This is a genomic window from Dermacoccus sp. MPR-E5 (assembly GCF_058809565.1).
On sequence record NZ_JBXASS010000005.1, the window covers coordinates 1 to 19,497 of the forward strand.

27 protein-coding genes and 1 pseudogene are annotated in these 19,497 nt (G+C 66.1%); 10 read left to right on the forward strand and 18 right to left on the reverse strand.

The window, feature by feature from the left end:
• Both AC1RS9_RS04825 and AC1RS9_RS04830 read right to left on the reverse strand, forming a co-directional pair.
• The coding region (locus tag AC1RS9_RS04825) for a hypothetical protein (protein WP_144658406.1) at nucleotides 1-266 on the reverse strand (266 nt) is incomplete at its 3' end.
• Nucleotides 266-757 carry a hypothetical protein gene (locus AC1RS9_RS04830; protein WP_074040882.1) on the reverse strand — a complete coding sequence of 164 codons (492 nt, stop codon included), beginning with the start codon at nucleotides 755-757 and terminating at the stop codon, nucleotides 266-268. The genes AC1RS9_RS04825 and AC1RS9_RS04830, both read right to left, overlap by 1 nt.
• Nucleotides 758-1,161: 404 nt before the next feature.
• Between AC1RS9_RS04830 and AC1RS9_RS04835 the strand changes: the two are divergent.
• A pseudogene (locus AC1RS9_RS04835) lies at nucleotides 1,162-1,347 on the forward strand (TetR family transcriptional regulator); the annotation flags it as partial.
• A gap of 73 nt (nucleotides 1,348-1,420) precedes the next feature.
• The gene (locus tag AC1RS9_RS04840) at nucleotides 1,421-1,801 is read left to right on the forward strand and encodes an LmrA/YxaF family transcription factor (RefSeq protein WP_235006249.1); all 381 of its coding nucleotides are present in this window, start codon (nucleotides 1,421-1,423) and stop codon (nucleotides 1,799-1,801) included.
• Here the strand turns inward: AC1RS9_RS04840 and AC1RS9_RS04845 are convergent.
• Genes AC1RS9_RS04845 through AC1RS9_RS04855 form a run of 3 tightly spaced genes read right to left on the reverse strand, consistent with a single transcriptional unit; the run spans nucleotide 1,771 to nucleotide 3,409 of the window.
• A complete protein-coding gene (locus AC1RS9_RS04845) occupies nucleotides 1,771-2,061 on the reverse strand; it encodes a DUF6510 family protein (protein WP_239279598.1) in 291 nt (96 codons plus the stop codon). The genes AC1RS9_RS04840 and AC1RS9_RS04845 overlap by 31 nt on opposite strands.
• Entirely contained in the window at nucleotides 2,058-2,816 is a 759-nt protein-coding gene (locus AC1RS9_RS04850) for an FAD-binding oxidoreductase (RefSeq protein WP_074040881.1), read from the reverse strand. The genes AC1RS9_RS04845 and AC1RS9_RS04850 overlap by 4 nt, the downstream gene beginning before the upstream one ends.
• Nucleotides 2,816-3,409 (reverse strand): molybdopterin-dependent oxidoreductase, encoded by a 594-nt coding sequence (locus AC1RS9_RS04855; protein WP_046454460.1) that lies wholly within the window; start codon nucleotides 3,407-3,409, stop codon nucleotides 2,816-2,818. Before AC1RS9_RS04855 ends, AC1RS9_RS04850 begins: the two co-directional genes overlap by 1 nt.
• A 211-nt stretch (nucleotides 3,410-3,620) precedes the next feature.
• On the opposite strand from AC1RS9_RS04855, the gene moaA reads away from it, so the two are divergent.
• Nucleotides 3,621-4,679 carry a GTP 3',8-cyclase MoaA gene (moaA, locus tag AC1RS9_RS04860; protein ID WP_074040880.1) on the forward strand — a complete coding sequence of 353 codons (1,059 nt, stop codon included), beginning with the start codon at nucleotides 3,621-3,623 and terminating at the stop codon, nucleotides 4,677-4,679.
• A gap of 2 nt (nucleotides 4,680-4,681) precedes the next feature.
• Entirely contained in the window at nucleotides 4,682-4,918 is a 237-nt protein-coding gene (locus tag AC1RS9_RS04865; RefSeq protein ID WP_074040879.1) for a ubiquitin family protein, read from the forward strand.
• A 125-nt stretch (nucleotides 4,919-5,043) separates the two neighbouring features.
• Here the strand turns inward: AC1RS9_RS04865 and AC1RS9_RS04870 are convergent, their stop codons facing one another.
• From AC1RS9_RS04870 to AC1RS9_RS04895, 6 genes are all read right to left on the reverse strand, one after another.
• Nucleotides 5,044-5,322 (reverse strand): nucleoside/nucleotide kinase family protein, encoded by a 279-nt coding sequence (locus AC1RS9_RS04870; protein ID WP_144879737.1) that lies wholly within the window; start codon nucleotides 5,320-5,322, stop codon nucleotides 5,044-5,046.
• A gap of 358 nt (nucleotides 5,323-5,680) precedes the next feature.
• Entirely contained in the window at nucleotides 5,681-6,184 is a 504-nt protein-coding gene (locus AC1RS9_RS04875) for a peroxiredoxin family protein (RefSeq protein ID WP_074040877.1), read from the reverse strand.
• 136 nt (nucleotides 6,185-6,320) lie between these two features.
• Entirely contained in the window at nucleotides 6,321-6,734 is a 414-nt protein-coding gene (locus AC1RS9_RS04880) for a molybdenum cofactor biosynthesis protein MoaE (protein WP_074040893.1), read from the reverse strand.
• A complete protein-coding gene (moaCB, locus tag AC1RS9_RS04885; RefSeq protein ID WP_074040876.1) occupies nucleotides 6,727-7,683 on the reverse strand; it encodes a bifunctional molybdenum cofactor biosynthesis protein MoaC/MoaB in 957 nt (318 codons plus the stop codon). Before moaCB ends, AC1RS9_RS04880 begins: the two co-directional genes overlap by 8 nt.
• A complete protein-coding gene (locus tag AC1RS9_RS04890) occupies nucleotides 7,680-8,870 on the reverse strand; it encodes a molybdopterin molybdotransferase MoeA (protein ID WP_074040875.1) in 1,191 nt (396 codons plus the stop codon). Before AC1RS9_RS04890 ends, moaCB begins: the two co-directional genes overlap by 4 nt.
• 1 nt (nucleotide 8,871) lies before the next feature.
• A complete protein-coding gene (locus AC1RS9_RS04895; protein WP_074040874.1) occupies nucleotides 8,872-9,960 on the reverse strand; it encodes a ThiF family adenylyltransferase in 1,089 nt (362 codons plus the stop codon).
• A gap of 173 nt (nucleotides 9,961-10,133) precedes the next feature.
• Here AC1RS9_RS04895 and modA point away from each other — a divergent pair, with 173 nt between their 5' ends.
• From modA to AC1RS9_RS04915, 4 genes are read left to right on the forward strand one after another with little or no spacing between them, the layout of a single operon-like run.
• Nucleotides 10,134-10,922, forward strand: a complete 789-nt coding sequence (modA, locus tag AC1RS9_RS04900; protein ID WP_074040873.1) for a molybdate ABC transporter substrate-binding protein — start codon at nucleotides 10,134-10,136, stop codon at nucleotides 10,920-10,922.
• On the forward strand, nucleotides 10,900-11,712 hold the full coding sequence (locus AC1RS9_RS04905) for an ABC transporter permease (protein ID WP_492920680.1): 813 nt from the start codon (nucleotides 10,900-10,902) through the stop codon (nucleotides 11,710-11,712). Before modA ends, AC1RS9_RS04905 begins: the two co-directional genes overlap by 23 nt.
• Nucleotides 11,709-12,437: an ABC transporter ATP-binding protein gene (locus AC1RS9_RS04910; protein ID WP_160126272.1), complete on the forward strand. Its 729-nt coding sequence runs from the start codon at nucleotides 11,709-11,711 to the stop codon at nucleotides 12,435-12,437. The genes AC1RS9_RS04905 and AC1RS9_RS04910 overlap by 4 nt, the downstream gene beginning before the upstream one ends.
• Complete coding sequence (locus tag AC1RS9_RS04915) at nucleotides 12,418-12,996, forward strand: hypothetical protein (protein ID WP_143181275.1); 579 nt, start codon at nucleotides 12,418-12,420, stop codon at nucleotides 12,994-12,996. Before AC1RS9_RS04910 ends, AC1RS9_RS04915 begins: the two co-directional genes overlap by 20 nt.
• 43 nt (nucleotides 12,997-13,039) lie before the next feature.
• On the opposite strand, the gene AC1RS9_RS04920 is transcribed toward AC1RS9_RS04915, so the two are convergent.
• Entirely contained in the window at nucleotides 13,040-13,414 is a 375-nt protein-coding gene (locus AC1RS9_RS04920; protein WP_074040869.1) for a winged helix-turn-helix transcriptional regulator, read from the reverse strand.
• A gap of 76 nt (nucleotides 13,415-13,490) precedes the next feature.
• Here AC1RS9_RS04920 and AC1RS9_RS04925 point away from each other — a divergent pair, with 76 nt between their 5' ends.
• Nucleotides 13,491-13,901 carry a RidA family protein gene (locus tag AC1RS9_RS04925; protein ID WP_074040868.1) on the forward strand — a complete coding sequence of 137 codons (411 nt, stop codon included), beginning with the start codon at nucleotides 13,491-13,493 and terminating at the stop codon, nucleotides 13,899-13,901.
• Between the two features lie 79 nt (nucleotides 13,902-13,980).
• Here the strand turns inward: AC1RS9_RS04925 and AC1RS9_RS04930 are convergent, their stop codons facing one another.
• The 6 genes from AC1RS9_RS04930 to AC1RS9_RS04955 all read right to left on the reverse strand — a co-directional run bounded on the left by AC1RS9_RS04930 (nucleotide 13,981) and on the right by AC1RS9_RS04955 (nucleotide 18,451).
• Nucleotides 13,981-14,466, reverse strand: a complete 486-nt coding sequence (locus AC1RS9_RS04930; protein ID WP_074040867.1) for a Dps family protein — start codon at nucleotides 14,464-14,466, stop codon at nucleotides 13,981-13,983.
• A gap of 47 nt (nucleotides 14,467-14,513) precedes the next feature.
• Entirely contained in the window at nucleotides 14,514-15,467 is a 954-nt protein-coding gene (locus AC1RS9_RS04935; RefSeq protein WP_074040866.1) for a TIGR03571 family LLM class oxidoreductase, read from the reverse strand.
• Nucleotides 15,468-15,479: 12 nt separating this feature from the next.
• Nucleotides 15,480-16,121, reverse strand: coding sequence for an SDR family oxidoreductase (locus AC1RS9_RS04940; RefSeq protein WP_074040865.1), 642 nt, complete (start codon nucleotides 16,119-16,121; stop codon nucleotides 15,480-15,482).
• A 36-nt stretch (nucleotides 16,122-16,157) separates the two neighbouring features.
• Nucleotides 16,158-17,141 (reverse strand): acrylyl-CoA reductase (NADPH), encoded by a 984-nt coding sequence (acuI, locus tag AC1RS9_RS04945; protein WP_074040892.1) that lies wholly within the window; start codon nucleotides 17,139-17,141, stop codon nucleotides 16,158-16,160.
• Complete coding sequence (gene acuR, locus AC1RS9_RS04950) at nucleotides 17,141-17,788, reverse strand: acrylate utilization transcriptional regulator AcuR (RefSeq protein WP_074040864.1); 648 nt, start codon at nucleotides 17,786-17,788, stop codon at nucleotides 17,141-17,143. The genes acuI and acuR overlap by 1 nt, the downstream gene beginning before the upstream one ends.
• Nucleotides 17,789-17,893: 105 nt before the next feature.
• A complete protein-coding gene (locus AC1RS9_RS04955; RefSeq protein ID WP_074040863.1) occupies nucleotides 17,894-18,451 on the reverse strand; it encodes a TetR family transcriptional regulator in 558 nt (185 codons plus the stop codon).
• A 141-nt stretch (nucleotides 18,452-18,592) separates the two neighbouring features.
• Between AC1RS9_RS04955 and AC1RS9_RS04960 the strand changes: the two genes are divergently transcribed.
• Nucleotides 18,593-19,426 carry an SDR family NAD(P)-dependent oxidoreductase gene (locus tag AC1RS9_RS04960; protein WP_074040862.1) on the forward strand — a complete coding sequence of 278 codons (834 nt, stop codon included), beginning with the start codon at nucleotides 18,593-18,595 and terminating at the stop codon, nucleotides 19,424-19,426.
• The last annotated feature ends 71 nt before the right edge of the window (nucleotides 19,427-19,497 follow it).

The window sequence follows — 19,497 nt, forward strand, 5'->3', positions numbered from 1 at the left end:
GAGGTCCGCTCACGCAGATCCACCCCAGAGACCTCGCCGATCTGATCCGCCGTCAACCCCACCACACCCAACGGCAGCTCGACGATCATGCGATCGGCGTCCTCGGCGGGCATTGCACTCCCCACCGTTGAGCGGGGGACAACGACGATGCTCCCCGGAGTCAGCTCGGTGTCCCGCCCCTGCAGCGACAGGACCGAGGCATTCCGACGCTGGTAGATGACTAACAGGTAGTCTTCGCCGTGACCACGCGGAGAGCTGACCGACATCACAGGACTGCTTCCTCGATCAGTTCGTAGATGTTTGCCCGGCGGAGATCGCTGGCGTGAAAGACGAGCCCGTCGCCCCGGTGCGGTGGCTGCGCTGCGACATGCCGCACGCACGCGGCGGCGAGATCTCGCTCGGCCGGCGACATCACCACGACTCCAATCACAGTCGTGTCCACGCCGACGAGATTGGTGGCGCTCCTGCTCACCTCACCGACCACACCGCTCGCCAACCTGTGTACACGGGCCCGAGACATCGTGCCGGCACCGTCGAAGGCCACCACCACCGTTCCAGGCCGAACGATGTGCAGCGCGGCGGTCACCTCATGCTCGATCCGTGAAGCCAGCGCCCGGCGGGCCCGGATGCCCAGGCCCCGACGAAACCGATAGGCCGCCACGACCAGACGCTCGTCCTCAGCCACCCGCTCCGCAAGAGGGGAAGGAACGAGCATCAGAAACTCTTGTGCGTCACCGAGCTTGACAGGCAGGTCCACCGAACGCCCCTCTCCTGCGGAGCACGCAACGTTCTCGCGGACGGGCGCGCGCGGGCGCCGGCATCGAGCCCTTGGCTCGGACGTTCTCGCGCACACGGAAGATCCGTGAACCGCGTGGCTTCCCGCACATCATGACCACCAGCCTACGACGACAGAAAAGGACTCGCCAGACCAAAGCGCGAACCGAGTGTCGAACGAGGAGAGGTTCTAGAAGCATGAAAACGCAGGCGGCGCGGATTGCTTCACATGATCCGGGTCGACTTGGAGAAGGACTCAAAGGTCCATTATTATGAGGGCATGCGATGCGAGCCTCCCGCTCCGCGGGGCTTGACTGGACCGGCCGGGCTGGCATCGCGTGACGGACGACTTCGATCCCTGCGGACGGGGGAGACTACCCTGGAGGCGTGACTGCCGACGGAACGAGTGCACGCCGGTTGACGCCGAAAGGGGCGGCAACGAGGGCACGTATCGTCGACGCAGCGAACCAGCTGATGTATGAGCGAGGTGTCGCCGCGACGACCCTCGCCGACGTCCGAGCCGCCAGTGCGACATCGAAGTCTCAGGTTTATCAGCACTTCGCCGACAAGGACGCACTCGTGAAAGGAAGTCATCGAGACCCGGGCAGAGGACGTCCTGACGCAGCAGCGCCGACGCCTTCGACGAGTGGAGTCCCTGCGCGGGTTCGAGCTGTGGCGGGACGAGCTCGTCGAACGGAACGCGCTACGCAACGGCGCATACGGGTGCCCGCTCGGGTCTCTGGCGAACGAGATCGCAGACCACAACGAGGATGCCCGCCGCGCGATCGCTGCCCACTTCGATGAGTGGCTGGAGATGCTGATCGATGCCGTGGAGAGGCTGAAGACACGCGGCGTGTTGCGCAGCGATGCGGACTCGCGAGCGCTTGCCAGTGGGCTGCTGTCGGCACTCCAGGGAGGCTATCTTCTGGCGAAGGCGAGCCGAGACATCTATCCGATGCGTGCTGCTCTCGACATGGCTATCGCACAGCTCAGGGCCTACGCGACAGAGACCGGCTCCTCAACCTGATCCCTCTTCATCGCGAACGCGGTCAGCCCCGCAAAGCTGAGGAAGAGTCGTTCACCGGCGTCGATGATCGTCGCCAGCACATGGCTGCACGTGTTGCAGCGTACGACCAGCCCCGGAGCGTCCGGATACACGACTGATTCGCCAAGGGGCGCGATATGCCCGCAACCTCCGCAGCGTCCCTCGATCATCGTTGCGTCTGGAACGAGGAACTCGGCGAGAGTCCCGGAGAGGATGTTGCCGTCAAGATGGCTGGTCATCATAGGCCTCCGAATCGTTCGGTGAGGATGTCTTGCGGCGCATGACCGAGCTTCACGAGCCACGGCGCGACGGCTTCGACGAAGCCTGTCGAACCGCACACGAAAATGCGCGGACGGTCTTCCGGGGGGAGCGTCCGCGCGGCGACAGTCGACTCTGTGAGCCGTCCGACGGGCTCCTGCCATCCGGCTGGCGCTCGTCGCGTATACACGAGGTCCATGGCGAACGACCCGTCCGACAGTTCGAGGAGCTCATGGTGGAAATAGATGTCTTCGGGCGTACGCACCGAGTACAGCAGCCGGAACGGAACGGGATCGGACGCGGCCGCATGGGAGGCTGCCATCGCGTAGAGGGGAACGACGCCTGACCCGCCGGCGATGAGCTGCACGGGGCGCTGGCTCTGTCCCGGGCGCCAGAGGAAGAACGATCCCAGCGGTCCGTGGACCTCGATCTGATCACCGGCGCGCAGTTCGCGGACGAGGAACGGTGACACCTCGCCATCGGGCAGCTCATCGACCGCGAGGACGATCGTTCCGCCCGGCTCTGAGGATGCGATCGAGTACGACCGCGTCGCTTGGTAGCCGTCCGGAGCGGTCAGGCGTAGATCGAGATGACTTCCCGCCTCGCTCCCTGGCCAGCCCGGAACATCGAGCACCAGCCGCACCGCGGTCGGCGTCTCCGGGCGGACCTCTGAAACCGTGGCGACGAACCACGCCGGCCTCACGCGGGGGCGAGGCGGAGCGAGCCGGGTCTGCTCCATCACCAGTAGCGTTCTTCCTTCCACGGATCACCGTAGATGTGATAGCCGCTCTGCTCCCAGAACCCAGGGTCGTTCGTCGGCATCATCGTCAGCGCACGGACCCATTTCGCGCTCTTCCAGAAGTACAGATGCGGGATGAGAAGACGTGCCGGCCCGCCGTGCTCCGCGTCGAGGGGAGCGCCTTCGGCCTCGGTCGCGATCCAGGCTTTGCCGTCCAGGAGATCCTCGAGCGGCACATTCGTGGTGTACCCGCCGTAGGAGTGCGCCATGACGTAATCATGGGACGTCTCGACGTTCTCGAACAGCTTGTCCAGGCTCACCCCGCGCCAGGCCATGTCGAGCTTGGACCAGTGCGTGACGCAGTGGATGTCGACCGTGATGTCCTCGGCACCGAGCGCCAGAAACTGCTCCCAGTTCCAGTGATGCTCGGTACCGGTTTCATCGAGGATCGCGAAATCCCACGTCTCGGTATCGACATAGGGCGTGGGACCGGCAGTGAGCACCGGCCAGTTCTCGAACAGCGTCTGTCCCGGAGGGAGCTGATCATCGGGACCACGCCGACGTCCCGCGAATCCGCGAGTAGTGAACGACATACATCGCCCCTTCCGTGTCGTCTGGCTGTACACAACCGACGATATTGCGGGAGCTCTCTCGCTGATCGCCTAGTCCTGCGCGGAACTTGCCCATGACTGCAGGTGATGAGCCCAGGGGTGAAAACAGGCGATTGCGCCGACCACACTGTGGAACAGGACGCCCCACTAGGCGGCCTCGGTTCCCGCAAACATCGAGAAGAAGTCTGTGACCATGTGCCCTGTTGCGCTCGGCATGCCGACCGTTCGCAATCGCGCGCGCTCAACGATCGGCCGACCCGAGACACCTCTTCTCGTAGACAGGTTCGGGCGCATCGCGCGAGACCTGCGTGTATCGATCACCAGCGCCTGCTCACTGCGTTGCACATACTGCATGCCGGCGGAAGGCCTGCCCGTAGTCCCTCGCGGGGAGTTGCTGACTCCGGAAGAGATCGCGCGCCTGGTCACAATAGCCGTCCACGATCTCGGAGTACGCGAGGTGCGTTTCACCGGCGGCGAGCCGCTTACGCGACCGGATCTGGTCGAGATCGTGCGCCGGACGACCACAGTCGTGCCGGGCGTGCCCGTGTCGATGACGACCAATGGGATCGGCCTCGATCGCAAGGCGCCGCAGCTTGTGGAGGCCGGACTGACGCGGATCAACGTGTCGCTGGACACGATCGACCGCGAGCATTTCGCCGCCGTCACCCGACGCGATCGCCTGCCAGCCGTGCTCAGGGGGATCGAGTCGGCACAGCACGCAGGGCTCAGCCCGATCAAGATCAACGCGGTGGCGCTGCGCGAGACCCTCGCGGATGCTCCCGACCTGCTGGCGTGGGCGCTTGCCAACGGTGTGCGGTTGCGGTTCATCGAACAGATGCCGCTGGATGCTGATCAGACCTGGCGCAGAGACCACCTCGTCTCCGCCGAAGAGCTTCTCTCCGTGCTCGGACGCCGTTATCGACTGACCCCGGCCGGCCGTGAAGACCCGTCCGCTCCTGCAGAGGAGTGGCTCGTCGAGGGTGGCCCGGCGACCGTCGGCATCATCGGATCCGTGACGCGCAGCTTCTGCGAAGCGTGCGACCGTACACGGCTGACAGCCGAAGGCTCGGTACGTTCATGTCTATTCGGTGACGACGAGACGGACCTGCGCACGATGCTGCGCAGTGGAGCAGACGATGCCGCCATCGCCGACGCGTGGCGGGCGACGATGTGGGATAAACAGGCTGGGCACGGGATGGATGAGAAGAGCTTCCGTCGACCGGCCCGTTCTATGGGAGCGATCGGAGGCTGACGATGCCGTGCATACTCGTCCGATACTTCGCAGCCGCCGCTGAAGCGGCCGGCTGCGAAGAAGAACACGTCGAGGCGAGGTCCCTCGGAGAGGCGAAGGACGCGCTCCTCACAGCTCACCCGGCACTCGAAGCGGTCGTCGCAAAGGGGACATTCCTCGTCGACGGCATCGCCTCACGCGATCCCGCGCGACCGGTCTCCGCGCAGGTGGACGTGCTGCCCCCGTTCTCCGGCGGCTGAGCGATACGGTGGACGGTTGAGACTCGATCCATAGCGAGGCTTCCGCGTATCGAGGACCGCGTTCGTCTCGTGCGCCGTCATCTTTCTGCGTGAGACGATCGTGCCGTATTGCCCCGATCCTCGCGTCAGCAGGAGTCGAAGTACAAGCGCTGGGGATGCATACCGTCGCTCACGTCGTACACGGCATCGGACGCTTCGCGTGGAGTGTCCTCGCGCATGTAGCGCAGATGCCGTTCACGGGTGTCTGGATGGGCCGGCCCGCCGCCGTCGAGGAAGACGGTGAAGTGCCACGCCGAACGCAGACTGGAGCGCAGCAGCGACCAGCCGTCGACAATCAGCACCGTGTGCTCAGACGCGTCAGTGAACCCGCTCTCAGGTCCGTTGAGGCGGAACATGCGCAGCATGGTTCGGACCGTATCGTCGTCCGTGAACGGTGCTGCGGTGAGACGAGTCGCGTTACGTCCCACTGCGCGCAGCGCTGCCGCTAGCGTGTTGGCGAAGTGCGTGCGGGCTGCAGCGTCCACGCCGTCGATGGCGACGAGTATTCGGCCGCGTGGGTTTCTGTGAAGCACCTCCTGAGCGAGCTCCTCCCAGACGGCGGTACCAGCGGCACCTGAGGCGTTGGGAGACGTGGCCATCGTCACTCCTGCCGTGGAATGGTCAAGAGGGGGCGCTCTGGAATGCCGTTCTGGCCACGCTCATCCTTGCCGTCGGCGCTCGCTGTGGGTTGCGTTCGCGCTCTCGAGACGCCATCGATCGGTTTCATCTCTCCGCCTCTTGCCGAGTCGCATCCGCATGCTGGGGCAACTCCCGGACGAGTTCGAGGACGTCGTCGGGAAGGAGCTGTCCTAACGTTCCACAGGAGTACACGCTGATCACGACCTTCCCGTCGGGATCCAGCACGAATCCGGTTGTCTGCAGCTGGGGCGGGTCCATGGTGACGAACGCTCCGGTCGTGGCGGCGATCTGCCCCACATCGGTGCTGTGTCCGATCGGAAAGGTCAGGCCATAGCGCGACACGAGCTCCGTGATCATTGGCTCCTCGTCCGCAGTCAGCGCGACGACGGCGATATCCACGGCGGACAGGCGCCGTAGGCCGCGCTGGAACGCACGCAGCTGCTCTACGCAGGACCTGCAGCTTGCCCCGCGTGAGAAGAGGACCACGCTGTACTGCCCGGCGAATTCGGCAGGGATCGTTCGGCGTGGTCCTCCCACCTCGACCAGTTCAAGAGGGGGGAACGCATCACCGCCACGCAGCAATGACATCAGCGGACGACTCCTGACGGGGCCAGTCCGTTGCCATGGAAGCTGTCTGGTTCAATCTCAATGCCGGTCATCTGGCGGCCTCTTTTCGTCGGTGATTGCGTCTTCAGCGTTTCGCGCTTGAGTGCTTCTTGCGTATCTACAACCCCACCCACTCCGATCTGCCGTCGGTGAAGTGCTGGTGCTTCCAGATCGGAACCTCTGCCTTGATCGCGTCGACGAGCTTCCCGCACGCGGCGAAGGCCTCCGCCCGGTGTGGAGCGGCGACGACCGCGACCAGTGCGACGTCGCCGATCTCGAGGTGCCCGATGCGGTGAGCGGCGACGACATCGCAGTTCGTGGCTTGCGCGATCCTCGCGCACACGTCGATGAGGACTCGTTCTGCGTCGGGGTGCGCCTCGTAGTCGAGAGACCCGACATCCTCTCCGTGGTCATGGTCGCGCACGATGCCTTCGAAGGTGACCACCGCCCCGTTCTTCCTGCTGCGTATCCGTGTCTCCAGCCACGTCTTGTCCAGTGGTGCGGTGGTGACGGAACCGATCGGCTCAGGCATGTCCGCCACCGGCCAGCTGGTCGTGCAGGTGCGGCAGGAGCGGTTCCAGCGCGAGGAGGCCGTCTTGTACGCCGCGTGGCGATCCGGGCAGATTGATGACGATTGTGCGTCCGGCGATCCCCGCAAGCGCTCTGCTGAGCGAGGCTGTCGGAGTCGTCGTACGGCCCGCTGCCCGAATGGCCTCGGCGACGCCGGGAAGTGCTCTCTGGATCACCGCGCTCGTTGCCTCGGGCGTGCGGTCCTCGGGATGCACACCGGTGCCGCCGGTCGTGATGATCAATGCCGGCTCGCGGGTGAGAGCATCCGCGAGCGCCCGATGGATATCCGCGTCAGCGACGACCACGGGTTCGTCTGCCTCATACCCGCGGTCGCGAAGCCAACCTGAGATCGCCGGCCCGGTGAGGTCATCGCGCGATCCGGCCGCGGTGCTCGTGGACGAGACGATCACGACCGCGTGTCCGCGCTCTGTGGGCTCAGGTGCGTCTGCAACCCAATGCCCGCGCTTGCCCCCGGTCTTCTCGATGAGGCGGATGTCTCCGAGTACTGCGGCCGGATCGACGGATTTGATCATGTCGTGCAGGGCGAGACCGGCGACGGCGACAGCGGTGAGGGCTTCCATCTCGGCGCCGGTCTTCGCCGTAGCTGCGACCGCGGCCCGAATCTGCACCGATGAGGTGCTGAGCTCGAAATCGACGGTGACGGACTCCAGGGGCAGCGTGTGCGCGAGGGGCACGAGCTCGCTGGTGCGTTTGGCGCCCTGGATGCCCGCGATCCGCGCTGTCGGGAGCGCGTCTGCTTTGCTTAGTTGGTTGGTGGCGAGCAGCTCCAGCACTGCCGGTGTCGTGTCGAGACGGCCGGTCGCGATCGCCGTGCGACGAGTGATCGCCTTCCCGCCGATGTCGATCATCCGCGACCGGCCTTGATCGTCGAGGTGCGGCAGTTCGTTCATAGATTCCAGGTCTCCACGCGTGTCCCGATGTCGAGGGTGACGGCATCGATCGGGACATCGATGAGCACGTCGGATGCCGCCATGGCGGCGACAAGGTGCGAGGAGGCTCCGCCCAGCGGTGCGACCCGGCCTTCAGGCAACGCCACGCCGCGGCGGAACTGCCGTTTGCCGGTGACAGAGGTGAGAGGTTCGGCCAGGGTCCGTGGCTCGGGTCGGCGTGCAGGCAAGCCTGCTGTCTCGCGGAGGATCGGCTCGATGAAGAGCATGAATGACAGCTGCGCGGACACGGGGTTGCCGGGGAAGCACACCACGGGAACGTCTTTGTAGAGGGCGGTGGCCTGCGGGCCTCCGGGCTGCATTGCGAGGGTATCGATGTGTGCCCCGAGGGGCTCCAGGAACTCCCTCACAACTTCGTAGCTGCCTGCCGAGATGCCTCCGCTGGTGAGCACGATCTCGGCTCCCGCCGCGTACGAGGCGTCCAGGGCGCGCGCGAAGGCGGCCGTGTCGTCGACGACACGATGCTCATCGGCCAGGAAGGCACCGGCGGACCGCACCGCTGCGGCGAGCGCGGGGCCGTTGGCGTCGTAGATCTGGCCGGGAGCCAGAGGTTCACCGGGGGTGGCCAGTTCGCTTCCTGTCGAGATCACCGCGACACGAACTTGCGAGCGAACGGGGATGGAGTCCAGTCCGGCGGCTGCGAGTGCCGCGAGGTGGCGGGGAGCGAGCCGGAGGCCGGAAGGCAGTAGAGGATCACCGGCGGCGAGGTCAGAGCCGGCTTCTCGTACGAACTCTCCGGCGTCCGGTTTCCGCGTGAACGTCACTGTCGCGTCGTGGACGGTGGCATGTTCGACAGGGACGACCGCGTCGGCATCGTCCGGGATCGGCGCACCGGTCATGACCCGGACGGCATGGCCGGGGTCAAGCGGCGCAGGTGTTCCGGGGGCGGCGGGGATCTCACCCCGCAGCGGCAGACTGCGTGGTGTCCGCGCAAGGTCGGTCACACGGACGGCGAAGCCGTCCATCTGTGAGTTCCGGAACGGGGGCAGAGCTATCGGAGTCCGTACGGGGTGGGCGAGCACCCGATCCAGTGCACGAGTCAGGGCGACCTGCTCGACGGTGCGCTGACTCACGGCGCTCAGGAGCGCGCGGACTCGGGCTGTGTGTGCGGCGACCGGTGTGCGGAGCATGTCAATACCTGCTCGCCGTGGGATCGACGCGGACTGCCCAGGCGTCGACTCCTCCGGTGAGATGCCGCACATCAGAGAATCCGAGTTGGAGAAGCAGATCGAGCGCCTGACGCGAGCGTCCGCCGCGGTGACAGTACAGCACCACCGGATTACCGGTGCCGAGTTCTCGAGTCCGACTGGCAAGCTCGCCCAGGGGGATCAGCACGCTCCCCGGGATCGACGTGATCTCGGCTTCCCACGGTTCTCGCACATCGACGAGCAGCGGCGGTTCGGACGTCATGAGCAGGTCGCGCAGTTCTTCGGGGGAGACATCATTCTGATCCGAGGGCTGCGGAGCGGGCGTCGCGGTCTGCACTGCGGCGCGCGTGGATTCGTCACGCCGGTAGACGATCTCGCGGGTGCGACCGGTGCGGGCGTCGTACGCAGCGACCCGACCGATCAACGGGTCTCCGATGCCGGTGAGCAGCTTGAGCGCCTCGGTCGCCATGAAGGCCCCGATGACGGCGCAGACGCTCGGCAGCACGCCGATCACGTCGCAGGTGTCCGCATCGGAATCGGAGCCGTGCGGGAACAAGTCGCGGTAATCGGTGCCCCTGGCATCCCACGCCACTCCGGCCTGACCGGCGTATCCCAGCGCCGATCCCCACACCAGCGGGATGCCGCATTCAGCGGCAACACGGTCTGCCAGCAGCACCGTCGCGGGATTGTCGCTGGCATCGACGAGGACATCCACACCGTGCAGCAGATCCTCAGCTGTCACAGCGTCGAAACGCCTATCAACGGCGCGCACCTCAGCATCAGGAGCAAGCGCCGCGAGCCTCGTGGCGGCCGAGGCAGCTTTGCCGCGGCCGACGTCACCCGGCGTGTGCATCGTCTGCCGGTGCAGATTGGATTCGGCAACAGTGTCGTCATCGACGATCGTGAGCGTGCCGACGCCGGCAGCAGCAAGGACCGGCAATAGGGTGCTCGCCAAGCCGCCCGCGCCTATCACGAGCACATGCGCTCTCGCCAGGCGCTCCTGAGCGGGCACACCGAACTCCGCGAGGACGCGCTGCCTCTGAAAGATCGGCGAGAGCGGATCGACTGGCATGTCCTCAGGCTAGGGAGCCGGCCCCAGCAGACGAGGCCGGGAGCGTCGAGACAGCAGGGAGCAGACAAACTCCCGCAGTCGCAGACCATTCCCACGAGCTCGGCTGCGGGAGGGTTGAGACAGGTCGCGGACTTCGTTCGCCTGACCAGCCGATTCCCAGAGGAGTTCCTGTCTTGCGCGCCCCTTCTCTTCTTGCCGCGTTCGCCGCCATCCTTCTGCTCGCCGGCTGCTCATCGCCCGGCGCAATAGACGATGAGTCCGATGCCGGAGCGGGCGATGATGACATGATCTCCGGAACGGTGACGGTGTTGGCCGCCGCGTCCTTGACCGACGTGATGGACGTCCTCGCGGAGAGATTCGAGGATGCGAACGCGGATGTCGACATCGCCGCTAGCTACGGCGGGTCGTCGGCGCTTGCCGAGCAGATCATCTCTGGTGCTCCGACTGACGTGTTCTTCTCGGCGAATGAGGCGACGATGCAGTCCGTCGTTGATGCTGGCTTGGCGGTCGACCCGGGAGTGCTGGTCACCAACACACTGCAGATCGCGGTTCCCGTGGGAAATCCCGCCGGGATCACCGGTCTCGCCGACTTCGCCCGGCCCGAACTGACGATCGCATTGTGCGATACCGCAGTGCCGTGCGGGTCTGCAGCGCAGTCGCTGCTCGACCTATCCGGAGTCCAGGCCCAACCGGACACTCTCGAGGAGGATGTCCGCGCCGCTCTGACGAAAGTCTCTCTCGGTGAGGTCGACGCCGCGCTGGTCTACGTGACCGACGTCGTCGCAGCAGGAAGTGCCGTAGAGGGCATCGACGTGCCCGAGGCGCAGCAGGTGATCAACAAGTACCCGCTCACCCTTCTCGCCGAGGCGACGAACCCGGACGCCGCGCAGGCATTCATCGACTTCCTCCGCTCGGATGAGGCACGTCAGGTCTTCGAGGATGCCGGCTTCGCGGCCCCGTGAACGGCTGCAGCCGGTCGTCCTCGCTCTCGGCGTAGTCGGTCTCGCGCTGCTCGTTCTGCCGCTGCTCGGACTGATCCTGCGCGCACCCTGGGGTGATCTCGCCGGGCTGTTCGTCCGACAGGAGGTTCTGCAGGCTCTGGGGCTGTCGTTGCTCACGGCGACGTTGTCGACCGGCCTCAGCCTCGTCCTCGGTATCCCGCTGGCGGTGCTGCTGAGCCGTTCCGTTCGCTGGCGGGTGTTGCCGCGGCGCCTCTTGCGTGCGGCGATCACCGTCCCGCTGGTGCTGCCTCCCGTCGTCGGCGGCATCGCTTTGCTTCTCCTGCTGGGTCGGCGCGGACTCCTCGGGCAATGGCTCACGCAGGTTGGCGTCACCATCCCTTTCACCACCGGCGCCGTCGTGCTCGCGCAGACGTTCGTGGCTATGCCCTTCCTCGTTTTCGCCGTCGAAGGCGCGCTGCGATCGGCAGACCGTCGCAGCGAGACTGCGGCTGCTTCGCTGGGTGCCAGCCCGTGGCAGATCTTTCGTCTCGTGACCGTACCGCTGACGGCACCCGGGATCGCGGCCGGTGCCGTGCTCTGCTTCGCCCGCGCGCTTGGCGAGTTCGGCGCGACCATCACGTTCGCGGGCTCCTTCCCGGGTGTGACGCGCACACTCCCGATTGCTTCCTATCTCGCGATGAACTCCGACCCCGACCCCGACACCGCGATCGCACTCGCCCTCGTGCTGCTTGCCGTATCGCTGAGCGTTCTCCTCGCGCTCCGCGACCGATGGCTGCCAGGAACCGTATGACTGCACAGCTGACGATCTCCGCACGTATTCGACGCCCCGCTTTCGACGTGATCATCGAACTCAGAGCAGAGCCCGGCCGTGTACTCGCGGTTGTCGGTCCGAACGGGGCCGGAAAAACCAGCATCCTCGCAGCGATCGCGGGTTTCACGGAGGTGGACGGGGCAGTGCGGCTCGGAGACAGGGACCTGGCATCCCTTCCCGCCGCGCAGCGTGGAATCGGCGTCATGTTCCAAGACCTGCTCCTCTTCCCGCACCTGACGGTGCGCGAGAACGTCGCCTTCTCCGCCAGAGCCCGCGGCAGCAGGTGGCCCGCGGCCCGGCGCAGCGCAGATCGTTGGCTGTCCCGCTTCGGCTTGATCGACCTGGCGGAGAGATACCCGGGCGCACTCTCCGGCGGGCAGGCACAGCGCGTAGCGCTGGCTCGTGCCCTCGCATCCGAACCGAAAGCACTGCTCCTCGACGAACCGCTCGCGGCTCTGGACGTGGAGTTCCGCGACGAGGTGCGTGCCGACCTCGGCGTGCATCTGCGTGAGTTCGGCGGACCGACGATCCTCGTCACTCATGACCGCGAAGACGTCGATGCGCTTGCCGACGAGATCGTCGTCCTCGATGCAGGGCGCATCGTGCAGCAAGGAGCTCTCGCCGACGTGACTCGAAAACCTGCCACAGCATGGGCTGCTCGATTCGTGGGAAAGAGGGACGCAGATGATGCCGAACGCGGATAACGACTTCCTCTTGGGGCTGGCCGGAGTATCGGGCACGATGCTCGGCACGTTCATCGTGGGCGTGTTCTTCTACATCGACTCGGAGATGCATCGTCGGCTGGCGGCATCGGAGGCCGCGGACCGGTACTTTCGCTCATCGATTCGCTGGGTGTTCACGGCGTACTCCATCCCTCTGCTCGTCCCGCTCGCGCTCGCGTCACTTGATGCTCTCTGGGGCGCGCTGAGCTTCATCGCCCTCGGCATCCTCTTGGTCGCGATGACCGTCGAAACGGGGCGGCGCATCCTCGCGAGAGGCGGGGCCGGCTCCTCTCGCTCTCTCGTAGTGAACGAATGGGCCTCGAGCTTCGGCATCGTCATCGCCATGGTCCTGCCGTGGACACTGGGCGGCTGGGTGCCCGCACCGGATGACTTCGTGCCCTCACTGCTCATCCTTCTCGCATGCGGTTTCGCGAGCACCGCGGCGCTGGTCATGACGCAGTTCGATGCGACGATGGGCATGGTTGACGCCGGGATGAGAGACAGGGACGGCGCAGAACCGGACGATCCGGCAGATCGCTGAGTCGGATTACTGCCGAGCCTCGATGGGAGAGGTGTTCTGACGTCTACTGCTCGTCTTCGTCGAAGGCTATGCGTGCTCGTTCGATGGCCGGCAGTTGCTCATCCGCCCAGGCGATGAGCGCGTCAACTGGCGCCCGTAACGTCTTGCCCAGCGTCGTGATCCGGTACTCGACGGACACCGGACGTGTGCTGATGACCCGACGTTGCACGACACCGTTCCGCTCCAGCCTTCGCAACGTCGCCGTGAGGGATTTCTGCGTCACGCCGGGTATGGCACGTCGTAAAGCGTTGAATCGAGACGGCCGTTCGCACAATTCGTTGAGGACGCTGAGCGACCACTTATCGAGCACCTGGTCGAGCAACTCGCGGTGCGGCGCTGCGATACGCAGCTCGTCCTCGCGCACGGCGGTATCGCCCATGTAACCAGGTCTCCTTGAAGTGTCTTTCGCCTACCAGGTATCAATGGTAAACCACTACGGACGAACAGGACCTTCCATGTCAGTTGCACGCTTCAGCCCTGCCGGCCTTCAGCCCGGCACGCCCTACGATCATGTCGCCGTCGGCACCGGTACGCGCCATCTGCACATCAGCGGGCAGGTCGCCCGCAGCGCAGAGGGAGAGCCCCTCGCGGCCGGGGACCTCGCAGGCCAGGTCGCGGAGGTGCTGCGCAACACCGCTCGCGCGCTCACCGGCGCGGGCGCGTCCTTCGAGGATGTGCTTCGGATGACGTTCTACGTCACCGACTGGGCACCTGAGAGGATCGCGCCCTTCATGGACGGGATCGCGCGCGTCGCTGAGGAGCTGGAACTGCCGCAGCCCCTGCCGCCTGCGTCCCTCATCGGGGTCGACTACCTCTTCGAGCCCGACGTTCTCGTCGAGCTCGAAGTCACCGCGATTCTCGACTAGCTCGTCTCGTTCGCTGGCACGGCGTAACACTCGGGGCGCCTCTCACCGGATCGGTGAGAGGCGCCCCTCGGGACATCGGTCAGGCGGCGACGTGTGACACGAGGAACCAGCGGTCCTTGTCGAGTCCGCGCTGGATCTCGATCGCGACGTCCTGGCTGGTCAGGTCGATGCCGTCGAGGCCATCGACCGCTGCGCGGACATCGGCGAGGAGACTGTCGATGTCCGCGATCACGGCATGCACGAGGTCGTCTGAGCTCGCGAATCCCGCCGGGACGCTTGTGACGGCGCCCTTCTCGGCGACAGCGCTCACACGGGCGTCGAGCGGGAGCCCGAGCGCGACGATGCGTTCCGCCGCCGCGTCGGCGAAATCGCCCGCGTTGCTCGCGATGGTGTCCAGCAACTCGTGGACGCCGACGAAGTTCGCGCCGCGCACGTGCCAGTGCGCCTGCTTGGCGTTGATCGTCAGTGCCTGAAGGCCGAGCACGACGGGCGTGAGGAACTGCGCGGTCGCGACAACCGCCGTCGGGTCGCTCGCGGTCGTGGCGATGGTGTCTGTGCTGCTCATATCAATCGTTCTCCCTGCTCGTTGGTTTCTTGATTCGGTGGACTCGGTCACGATCGGATGTCTGCGCCGGCTGGCTCTGATGCGGTTCGGGCTCGGAGGGCGGGGATGACGTCTTGTCCGATCTCTTCCATGACGTCCTCGACATCTCTGCGTCCCGGCCGCAGCACCAGGTTGATGTGCGCGATCCCTGCCGAGGCCAGTCCCGTGAGGTAATCGGTGAGACCGGTGGTGCCGACCCGTGCGCCGAGGCGGATGGGCTCGAAGGGTGCATCCGGGTTCTCAGCGAGGTCGAGGTAGAGGTTCGTCATGAACGGCTTGAGCGATATCGCCCGCCACTGCGCGGCGACGGCGCGCATCTGCGGGCCTGCACGGTGGTAGGTCATGTGCGCGTCGAGATTCTCGGCCGCCCACGCCGGGGACTGCTGCGCGCCACCGATCCCGATCAGTGGAATCGTCCCGTCCACAGGGGCGGGCAGGAACGAGTCCTGATCGATCCGGCCCTGCGCCGCCTGCTCCCAGATCTCACGCATGACACGCACGCCTTCGCGGTAGGTCTCTCCACGGCGATCGAAATCGGCTCCGAAGAACGGGTACTCGCCCGGCCTGTCGCCCGAGGCGAGGCCGAGCAGCAGCCGCCCACCGGAGAGAGCGTCGACGGTGGCGGCCTCCTTTGCCAGCGTCACAGGGTGCCGCAGCGGGAGCACAATCCCTGCCGTGCCGAGCAATATGCGCTCGGTCGATGCGGCGAGGTAGCCGAGGTAGGGGATGGGGTCGAAGATCTGTCCGGCATCGCCGAAGTCACGCGGTCGCCACATCGGCACGTCCCGGAGCCAAAGGGCCTGGAATCCGAGCCGGTCGGCGAGCTGTGCCCTCTCCTGATGCCGGGTCAGATCAGGGAAGAGACCCTGACCCGAGACATCTCGTCGAGCGAGGTCGTTGTCCAGGGGCAGCTCGATCCCGAGGGACAAGCCGTCCTTGGTGAGTGAGTCTAGAGCGGTCATGGCATGGTCCGTTCAGTACCAGGAGGGCTTGTCGCCGTCGGTGCCGGGCTTGTTCACGCCGAGCGAGGCGCCGACGCTGTCGGCCGGGTTCTTGGCGAGTTCGGCGACGAGCGCGCCGACGCTCTTGCGGGACACCTCGGTGCCCTGGAAGGGCTCATCCTTCTGGGTCAGCTCGTAGTCGACCTCGTCGTCATCTGACAGCCAGGCGGGACGGATGATCGTGTAGTCGAGGTCGGACTCCTCGATCACTTTCGCGGCGGCGCTGTAGGTCTGCAGGTATCCGCCGTCGAGCATCCGGTGGTTCCACTTGCCGTACTCGCCGGGCACCTCGTCGTAGATGCCGAGGGTGGATATCCAGATCAACCGTCGCGTTCCCGCGGCGGTCAGCGCTGCGACGACGGCGCGGGCCTGAGCTTCGATGTCGCCCCCGCCGAGGTTCGCGTACACGATGTCTTGCCCCGTGACGGTACGCGTGAGGAGGTCTTCATCGAGGACGTCGCCCTCGATCACCTGGACGCGGTCGGCGGGCACGTCAGCCAGGCTCCCCGGGCGACGCAGGTACAGGGTCAGCTCGTTGGCAGGCTCTTCCAGCAGTGCGGCGATGGCGTGTCTTGCGATACGTCCGCCGGCTCCGAGCACGGTGATCTTCGTCATGATCTTCTTCTTTCGTTTGTGTGGTCTTGGGGATGGTCAGCGGTTCACGTCGACGACGATCCGGCCGCGGACGCGCCCGTCCAGAAGGTCATCGGCAACGGAGAGGGCCTCGCTCAGGCCAACCTCGCGGCTCATAGCGGGCAGCAGGTCCAGGTCAAGCTCTGCGGCCAGGCGGTTCCACGCTGCGACGCGCTTGTCGTGAGGTTGGGTGACGCTGTTGATGCCGAGCAGACGCACCCCGCGTAGAATGAACGGCGCGACGGTGGCGGGTAGATCCATGCCCTGTGCGTTCCCGCATGCGGCGACGGCGCCGCCCGCCTTCGTCCCGGCACAGGCATTGGCGAGGGTATGGCTGCCGACGGAGTCGATCGCAGCCGCCCAGCGCTCTTTGCCGAGCGGCCGGCCGGGCTCGGATAGCTCTGTCCGGTCGATGATCGTCGTAGCGCCGAGGCGGCGCAGGTAGTCGGCTTCAGCGGGACGGCCGGTCGACGCGACGACCGAGTAGCCGCCGCATGCCAGCAGCGCGATCGCGAACCCGCCGACCCCACCGTTCGCGCCCGTGACGAGGACGTCACCCGAATCAGTGGTGAGGCCATGCGATTCGAGGGTCATGAGGGAGAGCATCGCCGTGTATCCGGCCGTGCCGATCGACATCGCCTGCCGCTCCGAGATCGCATCAGGAACCGGCACGAGCCAGTCCGCACTCACGCGAGCTCGCTGGGCGAGGCCGCCCCAGTGCGTCTCGCCGATGCCCCACCCATTCACCAGCACCCGGTCACCAGGCGCATAGGAGGGACTGTCGCTGTGTTCCACGACCCCGGCGAGGTCGATCCCGGGCACCATCGGGAAGCGACGCACGACCGGCGCCTTCCCCGTGATCGCGAGGGCATCCTTGTAGTTCAGACCGCTGTACGACACGCGAACCGTGACGTCCCCGTCGGGTAGCTCGCTGTCGTCGAGTTCGCGCAGCGTTGCCTGGTATCCGGCGTCGGCCTTGGCGATGGAGATTGCGCTGAACATCATGCTCCCTCGGGACGGAAACGGATGGATGCGAGGAAGCCGGCGAAGAAGACGCCCATCGGTCGGACGTCGCGGGTCAGGCGGGCGCGAAGGATCGCGCCTTCCCAGCCCACCCAGAAGAAGGACGCCAGCTCGTCGCAGTCGGAGCCGGGCGGGATCTCGTCTGCGTCTGCGGCCAGTCGCAGGCACGCCGCGACGCGACGCTCCCAGTCGCGCAGCACGTCTTCGAGCGCTTCACGGTAGCCCTCGGGAAGGGTGGAGACCTCTTGGCCGAGATTGCCGACCAGGCAACCTCGTTCGAAGTCATGTCGCACCATGCCGGCCTTGGCGTCGTTCACAAACCGCGCCAGGCGTTCCAGCGGAGATGGGCCCTCTTCGAGCAGCCATCGGTCGAGCTTGCGGGCGAAGTAGCCCGCATACCGGTGCAGCACCTCGAACCCGAACGCGTCCTTGCTGTCGAAGTAGTGGTAGAAGGAGCCCTTCGGCACGCCGACGCGCTTCAGGACCGTGTCGATGCCGGTCGCGCTGATGCCCTGCATCGTCAGCACCGCCATGCCGCAACGCAGCAGCGCCTCGCGCGTGTCCCCGTGCTCGCGAGGGATCTTCGGGGGGCGTCCCCGGCGGGGTCGAGCTGCGATGTCGGTCATGACAGCGAATTTAGACCGACCGTCTCTAAATATCTACGAGTGAGCGCAGAGCATGCAGAGATCGGCTAATCGGGGCAGGGATCGGCCACTGGCTGGCGGGGCGCGTCAGGTGGGATCGCTGCCGATGGCCGCCATGGCGTGATCGAGGACGGCTGCGAGTGGCAGGGCTCCGTCTCCTTGAGCCCACGCGGCGATCGCGGCGTCGAGATATCCGAACGTCGCGGCGATCAAAGCCCCCGGGCGGGGGTCGCGGGGGTCGTCCGACTGGTTGCCCAGTCGGCGTGAGACCTCGGGGCCGAGCGTGTCGCGCCAACTCGCGACCTTTGTCGCGTGGTGCACGGCGAGAGCCTGCGTGCCGGTGAGCATCTGTGCGACGCGCATCGCGCGGTCGGGGTCCGTGCTGTAGATCGCGAGCAGTGGATCGAGCGAACGGCGCAGTGCGGTCCACGGCGTCTCAACCTCGGGGCGCTTCTCCAGTGCCTCGCGCATCTCCTCGCCGAAGCCGATTACTCGCCTGAGCAGTGCCTGTTCCTTCGTCGGGAAGTAGCGGAAGAACGAGCTGCGGGAGACTCCTGCAGCAATGCAGATGTCGTCAACTGTCGTGCTCTCGTATCCGCGGTCCGCGAAGAGCTCGAAGGCTGTCTCCGCGACATGGTTCGCCACCGCGCTTCGCGCAAGAGCCCGAGCGGTCGGTCGAACAGGTGGGCGAGGATCCTCAAGCATGCCACTCATGCTACTGTCATCCCGAAACTGAAACTACAGTGTCATGTAGGGGACTACAGTCCCGGGAAGGCGGGCTGCAGGATGCCCACACGAAAAGTCATCGTCATCACGGGAGCCAGTGACGGCATCGGCGCGGCAGCGGCCCGCGCCCTCTCCGCACGGGGCCATCGGATCGTTCTCGTGGGACGCAGCCGCGAGAAGACGCAGCGGATTGCGCAAGAGCTCGAGCAGGAGTTCCACGTGGCAGACTTCGCAGAACTCGAGCAGGTGCGCGCGCTTGCGCACCTGCTCCTCGAACGTCACCCGCGCATCGATGTCCTGGCCAACAACGCCGGTGGCGTGTTCGGCAGGAACCGGCAACTGACCATCGACGGGCATGAAGTTACCTTCCAGGTGAACTATCTCGCACCATTCCTTTTGACGAGCCTGCTCATGGAGAGGCTGATCGAATCCCGCGCTTCGGTCATCAACACCTCGAGCGTCGCGAACCGCGCTTATGGGCGCATCGACCTCGCGAACCTGAACGGTCAGAAGCGGTACAGCCCCGTTACCGCGTACGGCAACGCAAAGCTCGCGCAGATCCTGTTCACCAGGGAACTGCACCACCGCTACGCAGACCGCGGCCTGGCCAGTGCCGCGTTCCACCCAGGCAACATCGCGACCAGTTTCTCCACCGAGGCCGGCGCCGGCCTCCGTCTCGTCTACCAGACCTGGATCGGACGGCGCATCCTCCAGACCCCGGACAAAGGCGCCGACACGCTCGTCTGGCTCGCAGACGCTGAAGCCGGAACCGACTACCCATCCGGCGAGTACTTCGTACGGCGTCGCGTCCGCCGAGCCAACCGCCAGGCCTACGACGAGACACTCGCGCGCGACCTCTGGGCGGCGAGCGAGCGCCTCCTTCACTCCCGATAGAGGAGGGGTGCAGGAGAGCGCGGCCTCACGTCAGAGGGAGCTGATCGATCACCCGGCGGCCCCTCTGGGCG

Bases quoted from the DNA above. Each gene is read 5' to 3' on its own strand.
- AC1RS9_RS04905 (WP_492920680.1), top strand. From the start codon at position 10,900: ATGCCGGCTTCGCGGCCCCGTGAACGGCTGCAGCCGGTCGTCCTCGCT.
- AC1RS9_RS04935 (WP_074040866.1), bottom strand. From the start codon at position 15,467: ATGACCGCTCTAGACTCACTCACCAAGGACGGCTTGTCCCTCGGGATC.
- moaA (WP_074040880.1), top strand. From the start codon at position 3,621: ATGTGCCCTGTTGCGCTCGGCATGCCGACCGTTCGCAATCGCGCGCGC.
- AC1RS9_RS04850 (WP_074040881.1), bottom strand. From the start codon at position 2,816: ATGGAGCAGACCCGGCTCGCTCCGCCTCGCCCCCGCGTGAGGCCGGCG.
- moaCB (WP_074040876.1), bottom strand. From the start codon at position 7,683: ATGAACGAACTGCCGCACCTCGACGATCAAGGCCGGTCGCGGATGATC.
- AC1RS9_RS04865 (WP_074040879.1), top strand. From the start codon at position 4,682: ATGCCGTGCATACTCGTCCGATACTTCGCAGCCGCCGCTGAAGCGGCC.
- AC1RS9_RS04880 (WP_074040893.1), bottom strand. From the start codon at position 6,734: ATGCCTGAGCCGATCGGTTCCGTCACCACCGCACCACTGGACAAGACG.
- AC1RS9_RS04920 (WP_074040869.1), bottom strand. From the start codon at position 13,414: ATGGGCGATACCGCCGTGCGCGAGGACGAGCTGCGTATCGCAGCGCCG.
- acuI (WP_074040892.1), bottom strand. From the start codon at position 17,141: ATGTTCAGCGCAATCTCCATCGCCAAGGCCGACGCCGGATACCAGGCA.
- AC1RS9_RS04915 (WP_143181275.1), top strand. From the start codon at position 12,418: ATGATGCCGAACGCGGATAACGACTTCCTCTTGGGGCTGGCCGGAGTA.
- AC1RS9_RS04890 (WP_074040875.1), bottom strand. From the start codon at position 8,870: ATGCTCCGCACACCGGTCGCCGCACACACAGCCCGAGTCCGCGCGCTC.
- AC1RS9_RS04845 (WP_239279598.1), bottom strand. From the start codon at position 2,061: ATGATGACCAGCCATCTTGACGGCAACATCCTCTCCGGGACTCTCGCC.
- AC1RS9_RS04930 (WP_074040867.1), bottom strand. From the start codon at position 14,466: ATGAGCAGCACAGACACCATCGCCACGACCGCGAGCGACCCGACGGCG.
- AC1RS9_RS04925 (WP_074040868.1), top strand. From the start codon at position 13,491: ATGTCAGTTGCACGCTTCAGCCCTGCCGGCCTTCAGCCCGGCACGCCC.
- AC1RS9_RS04940 (WP_074040865.1), bottom strand. From the start codon at position 16,121: ATGACGAAGATCACCGTGCTCGGAGCCGGCGGACGTATCGCAAGACAC.
- AC1RS9_RS04895 (WP_074040874.1), bottom strand. From the start codon at position 9,960: ATGCCAGTCGATCCGCTCTCGCCGATCTTTCAGAGGCAGCGCGTCCTC.
- acuR (WP_074040864.1), bottom strand. From the start codon at position 17,788: ATGACCGACATCGCAGCTCGACCCCGCCGGGGACGCCCCCCGAAGATC.
- AC1RS9_RS04875 (WP_074040877.1), bottom strand. From the start codon at position 6,184: ATGTCATTGCTGCGTGGCGGTGATGCGTTCCCCCCTCTTGAACTGGTC.
- AC1RS9_RS04910 (WP_160126272.1), top strand. From the start codon at position 11,709: ATGACTGCACAGCTGACGATCTCCGCACGTATTCGACGCCCCGCTTTC.
- AC1RS9_RS04855 (WP_046454460.1), bottom strand. From the start codon at position 3,409: ATGTCGTTCACTACTCGCGGATTCGCGGGACGTCGGCGTGGTCCCGAT.
- AC1RS9_RS04870 (WP_144879737.1), bottom strand. From the start codon at position 5,322: ATGCTGCGCATGTTCCGCCTCAACGGACCTGAGAGCGGGTTCACTGAC.
- AC1RS9_RS04960 (WP_074040862.1), top strand. From the start codon at position 18,593: ATGCCCACACGAAAAGTCATCGTCATCACGGGAGCCAGTGACGGCATC.